The organism is Mesobacillus jeotgali (genome assembly GCF_031759225.1).
GTDB classification, from domain to species: domain Bacteria; phylum Bacillota; class Bacilli; order Bacillales; family Cytobacillaceae; genus Mesobacillus; species Mesobacillus jeotgali_B.
In genome coordinates this window covers 3826785-3838610 of sequence record NZ_CP134494.1, presented here as the reverse complement: position 1 = coordinate 3838610, position 11826 = coordinate 3826785, and the positions used below count along the sequence as shown (strand labels likewise).

13 protein-coding genes and 1 riboswitch are annotated in these 11826 nt (G+C 44.3%); of the genes, 10 read left to right on the top strand and 3 right to left on the bottom strand.

What is annotated here, in order from left to right; genetic code table 11:
* The first annotated feature begins 207 nt into the window (after positions 1 to 207).
* From RH061_RS19320 to RH061_RS19310, 3 genes are all read left to right on the top strand, one after another.
* Entirely contained in the window at positions 208 to 906 is a 699-nt protein-coding gene (locus RH061_RS19320; RefSeq protein WP_311072440.1) for a winged helix-turn-helix domain-containing protein, read from the top strand.
* On the top strand, positions 896 to 2302 hold the full coding sequence (locus RH061_RS19315; protein WP_311076469.1) for a sensor histidine kinase: 1407 nt from the start codon (positions 896 to 898) through the stop codon (positions 2300 to 2302). Before RH061_RS19320 ends, RH061_RS19315 begins: the two co-directional genes overlap by 11 nt.
* Before the next feature lie 105 nt (positions 2303 to 2407).
* Positions 2408 to 3391, top strand: coding sequence for a Gfo/Idh/MocA family protein (locus RH061_RS19310; protein ID WP_311072439.1), 984 nt, complete (start codon positions 2408 to 2410; stop codon positions 3389 to 3391).
* Positions 3392 to 3452: 61 nt separating this feature from the next.
* Here RH061_RS19310 and RH061_RS19305 read toward each other — a convergent pair whose 3' ends face one another.
* On the bottom strand, positions 3453 to 4508 hold the full coding sequence (locus RH061_RS19305) for a lactonase family protein (RefSeq protein ID WP_311072438.1): 1056 nt from the start codon (positions 4506 to 4508) through the stop codon (positions 3453 to 3455).
* 274 nt (positions 4509 to 4782) lie between these two features.
* On the opposite strand from RH061_RS19305, the gene nadE reads away from it, so the two are divergent.
* Positions 4783 to 5604 (top strand): NAD(+) synthase, encoded by an 822-nt coding sequence (gene nadE, locus RH061_RS19300; protein ID WP_311072437.1) that lies wholly within the window; start codon positions 4783 to 4785, stop codon positions 5602 to 5604.
* Positions 5605 to 5656: 52 nt separating this feature from the next.
* Here nadE and RH061_RS19295 read toward each other — a convergent pair whose 3' ends face one another.
* Positions 5657 to 6001 carry a hypothetical protein gene (locus tag RH061_RS19295; protein ID WP_311072436.1) on the bottom strand — a complete coding sequence of 115 codons (345 nt, stop codon included), beginning with the start codon at positions 5999 to 6001 and terminating at the stop codon, positions 5657 to 5659.
* A gap of 211 nt (positions 6002 to 6212) precedes the next feature.
* Positions 6213 to 6297: riboswitch (cyclic di-GMP riboswitch) on the top strand.
* A 266-nt stretch (positions 6298 to 6563) separates the two neighbouring features.
* Between RH061_RS19295 and RH061_RS19290 the strand changes: the two genes are divergently transcribed.
* Both RH061_RS19290 and RH061_RS19285 read left to right on the top strand, forming a co-directional pair.
* Complete coding sequence (locus RH061_RS19290) at positions 6564 to 6788, top strand: hypothetical protein (RefSeq protein WP_311072435.1); 225 nt, start codon at positions 6564 to 6566, stop codon at positions 6786 to 6788.
* A 152-nt stretch (positions 6789 to 6940) separates the two neighbouring features.
* A complete protein-coding gene (locus RH061_RS19285; protein ID WP_311072434.1) occupies positions 6941 to 7276 on the top strand; it encodes a nucleoside triphosphate pyrophosphohydrolase in 336 nt (111 codons plus the stop codon).
* 42 nt (positions 7277 to 7318) lie between these two features.
* Here the strand turns inward: RH061_RS19285 and RH061_RS19280 are convergent, their stop codons facing one another.
* Positions 7319 to 7834, bottom strand: a complete 516-nt coding sequence (locus RH061_RS19280) for a DoxX family protein (protein ID WP_311072433.1) — start codon at positions 7832 to 7834, stop codon at positions 7319 to 7321.
* 254 nt (positions 7835 to 8088) lie between these two features.
* Here RH061_RS19280 and RH061_RS19275 point away from each other — a divergent pair, with 254 nt between their 5' ends.
* From RH061_RS19275 to RH061_RS19260, 4 genes are all read left to right on the top strand, one after another.
* A complete protein-coding gene (locus RH061_RS19275) occupies positions 8089 to 8538 on the top strand; it encodes a DinB family protein (protein ID WP_311072432.1) in 450 nt (149 codons plus the stop codon).
* A 93-nt stretch (positions 8539 to 8631) separates the two neighbouring features.
* Complete coding sequence (locus tag RH061_RS19270; RefSeq protein WP_311072431.1) at positions 8632 to 8850, top strand: hypothetical protein; 219 nt, start codon at positions 8632 to 8634, stop codon at positions 8848 to 8850.
* Positions 8851 to 9464: 614 nt separating this feature from the next.
* Positions 9465 to 9860, top strand: a complete 396-nt coding sequence (locus tag RH061_RS19265) for an HIT family protein (RefSeq protein WP_311072430.1) — start codon at positions 9465 to 9467, stop codon at positions 9858 to 9860.
* A gap of 232 nt (positions 9861 to 10092) precedes the next feature.
* Positions 10093 to 11787 (top strand): serine hydrolase domain-containing protein, encoded by a 1695-nt coding sequence (locus RH061_RS19260; protein WP_311072429.1) that lies wholly within the window; start codon positions 10093 to 10095, stop codon positions 11785 to 11787.
* Positions 11788 to 11826 lie beyond the last annotated feature (39 nt).

The following is an 11826-nucleotide window of genomic DNA, read 5'->3' as shown; positions in this document are numbered from 1 at the left end:
GTCCTAAATTGTTAGAAACAGAGAATGAGCAAATATGTATGCTGGGCAGGAATCTATGCATTAGGCTGCTGACACCTAGCTCCTATCAAATCATGAACAAACTATGACCAACATGTTAAATAATCTGTAACACCAGGCGAAACAGTTGATTCTGTTCCTGATGCGCTATAATTTATATATAACAGAGTCGGAATAGAGGGGATTGCCGTGAAAATACTAGTGATTGAGGATAATGAAAGTGTCTGTGAGATGATTGAGATGTTCTTTTTAAAAGAGGGCATTGAAGGCAGGTTTGTGAATGACGGCTTGAAGGGCTATGAGGCTTATAAAAGCGAGGATTGGGATTTGCTGATTGTTGATTGGATGCTTCCTGGCATGGATGGTGTCACGCTGTGCAGGAAAATCAGGCAGGAGGGCAGTGATGTGCCGATCATCATGCTGACGGCCAAGGATAGTGAATCGGATCAGGTTCTTGGGCTGGAAATGGGGGCGGATGATTATGTGACAAAGCCGTTCAGCCCGCTTGCTTTGATGGCGAGGATCAAGGCTGTGGCCCGGCGGTACCAGAAGCATAAGCCAGAAGAGAATACCGAGGTTGGGACAAGTTTCTTGAAAATCAACAAAGAAACACGTGAAGTGAGCCTATATGGAAAACCAGTCATTAACCTGACACCCAAGGAATTCGATTTGCTTCTATTTTTCGCCCAGCATCCGCGCCAGGTATTCACGAGGGAGCAGCTGCTCGAGCGTGTCTGGGGATACCAGTTTTACGGGGATGAACGAACGGTTGATGTCCATATCAAGCGCCTGAGGAAGAAAATTGGCACTGCTGAACAGCCGTTCTTCCATACGGTTTGGGGAGTCGGCTATAAATTCGATGAAAGTGCTGATGGGCATGAAGGTTAAGTATATCTACCAGCAATTCATCAGCCATATCAGCATCATCATCGTCGCCTTTCTGATCCTGAGCCTGGTATTCACACAGTATGTGGAAACGCTCGTTTATAAAAATAAGACGGAGGAGCTGATTTCCTACGGTGAAAATATCCTCCGCGACCTTGACCGGGGCAGTGAACGCCCTGACCAGGTAATCAACCAATATGCCCGGGTAATTTTCGGACGGGATATCCAATTCAGTGTCTTTGATGAGAATATCCAGCTCCTGAATCCAATTAGATGGAGAGGGCCGGCGATCGAGTTATCGGAAAAAGAGTGGAGCCAGCTTACAAACGGAAAGCCAATTGTGAAAAATTATGACCTCGAGCGGTATGACCGTGCTGTGACCCTGGTGGTTTTGCCATATGTCGATCGCGGGGATTTCATTGGCGGCATTCTCCTGACCTCGCCAATCAGCGGGACACGTGAAATGATTACGGAAATCAATAAGTATTTGTTTTATACGATGCTGATAGCGCTGGGAGTTTCATTCCTCCTAAGCTGGGTACTGTCGCGAATCCACGTCAACAGAATCAAAAAGCTTCAGGAGGCCACCTCCGCCGTATCGGCAGGGGACTATACGGTTAAGGTGCCCAAGTCAGATTTTGATGAAATCGGAGAATTGGCGAACGATTTCAACAGTATGGTGAGCAGGCTGAATGAATCGAAATCCGAAATCGAAAGCCTGGAAAACCGGCGCCGCCAGTTCATGTCAGATGTTTCCCATGAATTGAGGACGCCGCTTACCACCATCAGCGGGATCATCGAGGGCCTCAGGAATAATATGATTCCCGAGGCGGAGAAAGAGCGGGGCATCAACCTGGTCAGCCAGGAAACGAAGCGGCTGATTCGACTGGTCAATGAGAACCTTGATTATGATAAAATCCGCTCAAATCAGGTGCAGCTTTTAAAAGAAGACATTGAACTGATCGAGGTATTCGAAATAATCCAGGACCAGCTTGGGTTTCAGGCAGAGGAACGCAATAACAGAATCGAGATTGAGGCTGATGAGACGGCCATGGTCCACGCCGATTATGACCGTCTTCTCCAGATTTTGATCAATATTACGAAAAACAGTATCCAGTTCACTGAAAACGGGACAATCTGGCTTCGGGGCAGGATGGTTGGACCAAAGACGGTGATTGAGATCGAGGATACTGGCATTGGCATCGAACCGGCTGAAATCGAAAAAATCTGGCATCGATTTTATAAGGCGGATATCTCGAGAACGAGCAATCCGTTTGGGGAGTTCGGCCTCGGTCTATCTATCGTCAAACAGCTCGTACAGATGCATGATGGAAAAATTTCCGTGAAAAGCGAACACGGAAAAGGGACTAAGTTCATTATCGAAATCCCTTTTAGATAATGTTAAATTGCCGTAAATTTGTGATTGAACTCCCTTTTCGTTAAGATGGAAAAAGAAGCTGCGGGCATAGCCCCCGGCTTTTGCTATTTGAAAGGGTGAAACAACATGGTGCGTTTCGGAGTAGTAGGTACAAATTGGATTACAGAATCATTTATTAAAGGCGCAAGCCACCATCCGGATTTTCAGCTAGGTGCTGTTTACTCACGTGCAGAAGACCGTGCTGCAGAATTTGCCGGCAAATTCGGAGTGGATACCATTTTTACAGACATGGAAGAGATGGCGAAAAGTGATGTCATTGATGCCGTCTATATCGCCAGTCCCAATTCCCTGCATGCCAGCCAGGCGATTACATTCATGGAAAATGGCAAGCATGTACTTTGTGAAAAAGCGATTGCTTCTAACAGCCGTGAACTGGATGAGATGATCAGGACGGCAAAGGATCAAGAGGTTGTTTTGATGGAGGCGCTAAAATCAACCTTGATGCCAAACTTCAAGGCTGTCCAGGAGAATCTGGGTAAAATCGGGACGATCAGAAGGTACTTTGCAAGCTATTGCCAGTATTCGTCCCGCTATGACAAATATAAAGAAGGTACCGTGCTGAACGCCTTCAACCCGGAGTTTTCAGCAGGTTCGCTGATGGATATCGGCATCTATTGCATCTATCCGCTCGTCGTCCTGTTTGGAGAGCCAAAGTCGATTCAGGCAACCGGCTACTTACTCGAATCAGGAGTGGATGGGGAAGGCAGCCTGATCTTGAAATATGACGAAATGGATGCTGTCATCATGTTCTCGAAAATCACTGATTCGTCTCTACCCTCTGAAATACACGGTGAGAACGGGAATATCAGGATTGATAAAATCAGCACGCCGGAAAAAGTGGAAATCATCTATCGCGATGGGAAAAATGAAGACATTTCGAGAGAGCAACTGGAAGATAATATGTTTTATGAAGCAGAGGAGTTCATTTCAGTGATTCAGCAAGGGAAATTGGAATCGACGAACAACTCGCTTGAAAACTCGAGGATCACGATGAAGATTCTTGATGAGGCAAGGTCACAAATGGGTGTCAGATTCCCAAGCGACAGATAAAAGAAAGGGCAGGTGCGCTTAACGGCACCTGCCCTGTTGTTTTTACAGTGGGATAGAACCTTTAGTAATTCAAAAATTTCACACAGACCGGATCTGGAACCTTCACATTAGACTGCAGCAAAGTCAATTTGCCTGTTTCTCCGTCACGGGCATAAAGTGCGACATTGCTTGAATTTTGGTTGGTGGCGATCAGGAATTTCTCGCTCGGGTCGAGGACAAAATCCCTTGGCCAATTTCCTTCCGTTGAGGTATGCTCGACAAAATCAAGCTTGAAGCTTTCTGGATCCACCTTGAAAATTGCAATGCTGTCATGGCCGCGATTGGCTGCGTAGACGTATTTCCCATCAGAGGAAATATGGATGGCGCTTCCCTGGTTGTTTTCGCTAAAATCTGCAGGCAGGGTGGAGATTGCCTGTAGCTGTTCGAAGCTGCCGTCCTCTGAATTGTATTTTAAGACGAGGACCTCAGAGCTGAATTCTGTCATCAAATAGGCGATATTATTGATAGGGTGGAAAACAAGATGTCTTGGACCGCTGCCTGGTGCGATATGCATTACACTTTTCTCGATCAGCTGGCCATTGTCCAGGCTATAAGTAATCAACTGGTCGATGCCAAGGTCGATCACTGTTGCGTAGTTTCCGTCCGGAGTGAAACCGGCATAATGGGTATGCGCTTTTTCCTGGCGCTCATCGGGTCCTGAGCCTTCATGGACCGCGCTGGATAAGGTCTCTTCAATACTGCCGGTTTTTGAGTTCAGCAGATAAGAATCAGCAGATCCTTTATGGTAATTAGCGGATAAAAGCAGGTTGTTTTCCTTGTTCACGCTCACATGGCAGGGTGAAGCTCCCGGGGCAAGCTGCGAATTGATGTAAGAAAGCTTTCCGGATTCCAAGATACCGAATCCTGCCACACCCCCAGTGCCCCCTTCCTTTGCGACAGCATAAAGAAAGCGATTGTCGTCACTGATTGTCAGGTAAGTAGGGTTTTCAAGTGATGCTGCTGGTTCCACGTCGAGAATCCTGCCACTCACTGCATCAAGGGTAAAAGAGTAGATGCCCTCGCTGTCCCCTTTAGTATATGTACCGAAATAACCTTTGAATGTTTCATGAGTTGCCATTATGAATGCCTCCAATTTGATTAGCATTTTTAGTCTAAGTTATAGTCTAGCAAAAAAATCCCGGCGAACAAAATGTTACGAACAGCGAGTGAATGGGTAAAATAGTTCATGAGTACAACAGCTTTTAATATTGAATGTAAGATAACCTGACCAAAATCTGGACTTTAGACTTTTTAGAGGATATGCTCTTTAATAATGAGATTCTAGCAAAGACGTCTCTCAACCAAATGGTGAAAGAGCATGATGTCACTTCAAAGCGTTTAGGAGGTTTATTATGAGCTTACAAAAACAGATTATAGAAGCATTGAATGTGCAGCCGCAAATCGATGCCCAGCAGGAAATCAGGAAGAGAATACAATTTTTAAAAGAATATTTGCTTGCCTCGAGGGCTAAAGGATACGTCCTTGGAATCAGTGGCGGACAGGATTCTACGCTCGCCGGAAGGCTCGCACAGATGGCGGCGGAGGAATTGCGGTCAGAAGGCAAGGAGGCCAAATTCGTGGCTGTCAGACTTCCATATGCTGTGCAAAAAGACGAGGAAGATGCACAGAAAGCTTTGGACTTCATCAAGGCTGACCAAACCATCACCTTCAATATCCAGCCTGCTGTCGATACGTTCAATACACAGTTCGAGGAAGCGATTGGCGATCATATGACAGACTTTAATAAAGGGAACGCGAAGGCAAGGATGAGGATGATTACACAGTATGCCATCGCAGGACAAGATGGCTTGCTGGTGATCGGGACAGACCATGCTGCCGAGGCTGTGACTGGATTCTTCACAAAATACGGAGATGGCGGTGCAGATTTGCTGCCGCTAACGGGTCTAAACAAGCGCCAGGGCAGGGAGCTGCTGAAGGCATTGAACGCAGAACCGAGATTGTACCTGAAAGAACCTACTGCCGATCTTCTTGACAATAAGCCGCTTCAATCTGATGAAACCGAGCTGGGAGTAAGTTATGATGCAATCGATGACTATCTTGAAGGTAAGCAGATTGATGAAGCAGATGCTGCCAAAATTGAAGGCAGATACCTGGCTTCAGAGCATAAACGGCATACACCTGCATCCATGTTTGATTCATGGTGGAAGAAGTAAGCATAAAAAAAGCCTGGCTGAGATTTTGACCAATCCAGCCAGGCTTCTCTCATTATTCTGTTTGTGCCACTGCGAATTGAGGTGGTTCTTCTTTTTCCGTAACTTTGTCAATTTTATCGGTGAACATTTGGAAGACTCGCTTTTTCTCCTCCAGTTCCTTGATATATTCTTTCAGATCATTAAATTTCTCTTCAAATGGCTGATGATACAATTCACGTATTTTTCTGTTCAGGTCGGGATTTACTGTTGACTGGACAACTTGCTTGGTGATGTTGAATTTATATGTATACACTTTTAGCTCATTCTTTACTTCTTCATACTCCGCATCAATTTCTTTAAGAATTTCTTCGATTTCGGCTTTCCATTCATCTAGCGACTTCTTAACATGTTGTTCCATAAGGATCCTCCTGCCATTCGCCTGTAATAAAGCTTCTTCCCTTTATTCTAGCAATAGAATTTTACATAGAGATTGCTGGGATATTACAGAGTGAAAACAATCGGGCTCCTCAAGCAAAATTAGATATCGTTATAGGTAAAAAGACTCATCCTTGTTGAATGATGGCGAAACTTGTTGAATTAATGGTCCTAAAGTTTTATATTTTAAATAGAACTGAAAAAGGCAAACTTATCGAAAGATGAGGACGCAAAGCCACGAGTCTAAGGCAATACAGCTATGATCGTCGGGTTGCCAAAAAAGAACGGATGATAAAACCAATTACTGGCAAATGGTAATGAAAGACTATTTGGCCGATGAAATCCGCCGTCCTTTTGGGGGATTTTTTATTTTGACTGTTGCTACCAGCATAATAATGCAAAAAGGTGTCGATTTCACGTTTGCATCATGCGATAGAGGATAAATAATACTTAAGATACTTGACAGGACAAATGAAAATAATCCTTTTGGCAGGTTTGTTTTTTAGTGAAGGTTTTTCAAAAAAGAATGGAAGGTGGAGGAATCATTGACTGTTTTATTTGGGACGGTAGAGTATTTTGAACAGGAAATTGAGTTTCACTTAACAGAAATCGAGAAACGCGAGAAATTACGGGAAGAAATCCAGCAAATTCAAATGAAACTGGAAGAAGAGCTCCGGAACGATTTTATCTGTGACGAGAAGCTAAGGATGGAATGTTTGGAAAATCTATCAAACGCTTGCAATAAATTAACTGAAGATTATGTAGTTTGAAAACTAGTAAAATATGAAAGCCTGTGGTGCGGACCACAGGCTTTTCAATTTCCATTGAAACCCTGATGTCCCACTTCTTTATTTTAAATAGGTGTTTGAACCCGCAGATTTAAGGATATGTTTATCTATAGGACAGCAAAAGGGGAGTAGACATGGAGAAAAAGGAATATAACAAGCTTGTCAGAGACCTTTTTCCTGATTTGATGAAGGAGAAGGGAAAGAAGGTTGAATTTGAAATTCTAGATGGAAGTCAATATAGTGAAAAACTCATGGAGAAATTCAATGAGGAAGTGGAGAAATTCCGAAATACTGGAACGGACAGGCTTTTAAGTGAAATTGTCGATTTGCTTGAAGTGGTATATGCGATCGCTGAGCATAGAGGCATCACGGAATCTGAAGTGGAGTTCATGCGCCAGTTAAAGAAGAATCGCAGCGGCGGCTTCAGGAAAAAAATCCTGCTTAAAACAATTGAGGAAAGTTCCCAGTAAAAAAATGCCCTCGGCCTATTGGCGGAGGGCATTCCTTGTATGTTAAGCAGATTTATGTGCAGCTTCTGGTGTTTGTTTGAAAACAGTTTTGCGGATGAATGGGACTACCCAGCGGTCTAAGCCGTATTTACCAGCATTATATCCAGCAAACAATAGGATGAAGCCGAAGAAAATGTCGGTTGGATTGTGAGATACTGTTCCGGCAAGGAAGAAGCTGAAGTTCATCACGAGACCGAAGAACATGGCAGCGGTTGTCAGTGTTCCTAGAATCAAACCAAGACCTACAAGGAATTCTCCCAGTGGAACGATGAAGTTGAAAAGATCGACATTCGGGATCGCAAAGCTTTCTAAGAAGTTAACATACCATCCATAAACCGCGTGTCCGTCTGGACCCTTCACCGGGTTCGCAACTGCGTTTTTCAAATATCCACTTGCATCAAATCCCTCACCAGTCAACTTGCCCCATCCAGCAGTCATCCAGTTGTAACCAAGCCAAACCCTAATCACAGTCAACAGGCCTGCAGCAATATTGTTTTCTCTTAACCATTTAGCGAACATCTAAATCGCTTCCCTTCAAAATATATAATGATTACACTCTTAAGATATCAAAGCAATTTATGGAAATCTGTGAAAAAAGTGTGAAGACACATATCAGCCATAATGTTTTGAACAAATTTTGTCAAAGGATTTCCTTTAATGGGATTCAATACCTATATGGGTATTTTGAGGATTCCCTTTTCCCTTGCCGCATATGTTGGAAATATATAGAATAAATATATGTTGAAGTACAAGCTGGAAAGGGGAAGGTAATATTGAGCGAGCTTTTGTTTAAGCAATTTGAATTAACTAGAGGTTCTTTTTTGAAAAACATTGAGGGCATCACTGCGGAACAGGCAAGTGTTCAGCCAGAAGGATTCAATAATAACATTCACTGGAACATCGGACATGTGCTGACAGTTACAGAACAGTTCATGATGGGATTCCCGAAAAAATCTAATCATCTCCCTGCCAACTACATAGAGTTATTCGGAAATGGTACCCGGCCATCCGAGTGGACCGGGGATGTTCCCTCTGTTGATGTTTTGCGTGACCAATTGAAAGCGCAGCTGGGAAGGATCAAGGAAGTACCGGCATCCACGCTGAATGAGAAGCTAAAGAAGCCGTTCCTTGGGCTGGAGACTTTCGGAGAGCTTGCGAATATGGCCCTATTTCATGAGGCCTATCATCTTGGGCAAATCCACGCGATGAGAAAATTAGTTTAGTAATAGAATGGCAGGGTCCTATTTTGGGCCCTGTTTTTTGAAACCTGTCATCACCTTTTACGTATTAGTAAATAAGGAAGGCAGGTGTGGGATATGAGCAAGGATAAGGATTCAATGATTCTCAGAAGATGGCTCATCATATTCATTTCCTTTGCAGTAGCTGTAGCACTGTTCTTTTTCATAGATATCACGTGGGTCAGAAAGACACTTTCAGTCATCATGCTGTTGATCGGTTTTGTCGCCGCTGGGTTTGTATATCAGTTTTATGAAACCTGGCTTGATAAATTAGGTAAAAAAAGTGATGGGAAATAAAGACTCACTTCGTAAAGTTGAATCATTAAATGATATAGGAAAAAAGTTGCTGTTATAGATGGGTTGGGAAAGATTCAGCCAATCAACAATCTTTTCACTCTAACTTGGAAATTCCGTGAATGACTGTCAGGTTTCGGGCTGTAGAGCGCAAAGTTGTCAAGAAAACGAGTTTATTGTGACAGGTTTTAGCTTATAGGGCGTAAGGCTGTCAAGAAAGAGCGGTTATTATGACAGGTTTTAGCTTATAGGGCGTAAGGCTGTCAAGAAAGAGTGTTTATTATGACAGGTTTCAGGCTGTAGGGCGTAAAGCTGTCAAGAAAATGCGATTATTATGACAGGATTAATTTCCGCAGATTTAACACTGTATTTCACGAACTAGAAGATATCTGTATTTTTAAATTGGCTCTGTTAGATCCCATTGATGTTTTATAGTCCTGTTGATTGTAGTGGAAGGCGCGTAGACTCCTGCGGGCTTAGCTGGTCAGATGAGACCCCGCAGGAGCGAAGCTACGAGGAGGCTCATCGCCAGCCCCGCGGAAAGCGAAGCGCCTGGAACGAAAATCAACAGCCTAGTTTAACAGAGCCTTTGAATTAATAAATGGAGGCACTAAAATATGTACCAGGAGAATTGTCCATATTGCAATGTGAATGCAGACGAAGAGCAGCAAATCACACTTGAGAATGAAACATGTTATTTTATCCAGAAGGAGTCGGAACAGCAGGTCCTGCAGGGGAGCGGGCTGATCATCCCGAAGCAGCACAAGCAGAATGTCTTTGAGTTATCTGAGCAGGAGTGGAATGATTCGCGAGAGTTACTGCTGGGTGCGAAAAGGATTCTTGACGATAAGTATGCACCAGATGGATACAGTGTTGGATGGAATACGGGAAAAGCTGGCGGACAATCGATTTTCCATGCCCATTTGCATGTGATTCCGCGATTCAAGGATGAACCGCTTGCAGGCAAGGGAATCAGGTATTGGATTAAGCAAAAAGAGAATTTGAGGAAATAATCCACGAAAATTCACGTTGGGAAAATTTCTGTTAAATTATTTGAATATTTTTACAAAAATGATTCTAAAATCCCGGGATAGCAGTCCCGGGATTTTTCTGTTATACCGAGGTGTTGGGTCTATAGTGGTATAGACATCTATACTGTTGTTTAGATAGTCTAAGGTTACATCATGAAAGCCTTTTCAAAGTTTAATAGATTAAAGGGAGCAAAGGCTCGGAAAAGGAGGAAACATGAAAAACAAATCACTATCTATTGCATTGGCGGCAGTTCTTGGTACAGGAGTGTTGATTCCGGTGACATTTGCGGAAGGCAATCAGGTGCCAGGGGCATCGATCGAACAAAGGGAGGGCAAAGCAGGATTCGATAAGGTGCATCCGGTTTTTTCATGGGACAGGCCAGGTCCATTATCACCTGAGCTCCATAACGGATCGGTTCGGGGAGCGGGCATGGTACAACAGCCGCTGGACGAGATTGACGGGCATATGGAAAGAATGATTGCAGATGGCGTGATGCCGGGAGCAGTGGCACTCGTCGCCCGCCGCGGACATATCGTGAAGCAGGAAGCCTACGGACATGCCTACAGATATGAGGATGACCAATTTACTGAATCTAGTGAACCAATCATGATGGAGGAAGATACAATCTTTGACCTTGCCTCAATCAGTAAAATTTTCACGACAACTGCAGCGATGATTCTGTTCGACCAAGGCAGATTTGAACTCGATGACAAAGTTTCTAAGCATATTCCTGAATTCGCGGTGAATGGGAAGGAAGATGTCACAATCAGGCAGCTCCTAACCCACACATCTGGTTTCACTGCATGGGTGCCTTTATATACAAAAGGGAGCAGCCGTGAAGACAGGATGAATATCGTTTTAGAGCATCCACTGAAAAATGAGCCGGGAAGTACTTATACATACAGCGACCTCAACATGATCACTCTTGGTTTGCTGGTCGAAAGGCTCTCAGGACAGAGGCAGGATGAGTTTGTTAAAGAATATATTACGGAACCGCTCGGAATGGCGGATACGATGTACAATCCGCCGGCTTCACTGAAAAAGCGGATCGCCGCTACGGAATACCAGCCAGCTATTAATCGCGGATTGGTTTGGGGAGAAGTTCATGATGAAAACGCCTGGTCACTGGATGGTGTGGCCGGCCATGCTGGTGTGTTCTCGACTGCTGAGGACCTGGCAAAGCTTGCCCATATGTATTTGAATGATGGCCGATATGGCAGCGAAGTTATTTTAAAGCCGGAAACTGTCAAACTGATCGTTGAAAACCAAATCCCGCAATTCCCGGGTGACGACCATGGTTTAGGGTGGGAGCTTGCCCAGGGTTGGTTCATGGATGCGTTATCCGAGGGCACTTCACTTGGACACACGGGTTACACCGGGACTTCCATTGTCGTGAACAGGAATAATGGCACAATTGCAATCCTGCTCACCAACAGAGTCCATCCAAGCCGCAGCACGGTTTCCACGAATGTTGCACGTAGACAGCTGGCAAGGCAGGTTGCCGATTCAATCCCGGTAAACATTCCGGATGGATCTGCGTGGTTTTCAGGTTATGGAGATCAACTGCAACGGACAATGACAGCAGAAGTGAAAATGGATAAGCCTGCGAAACTTTCATTCGACACCTGGTATCGGATTGAAGCGGATGCTGATTATGGGTATCTGGAGGTTTCCGAAGATGGTGAAAGCTGGGAGCAAGCAGCTATTTTTACAGGAAGCAGTGTAGATTGGGATTCCGGGCAGGTTGAAATACCAGCAGGAACTAAGCATATCCGTTTCCGCTACCAAACGGACAGCTATACGAATGGCCGCGGCTGGTATATCGATAATATTAGTCTAGTAACCTCCGATGGAGAGAAAGTGGAGCCTGATTTTTCTGGAGAGGGCTGGCAGCAAAGGAAGTACTGATTTTAGTAAATTTTAATGAATTGGATAAAATATGCAAAA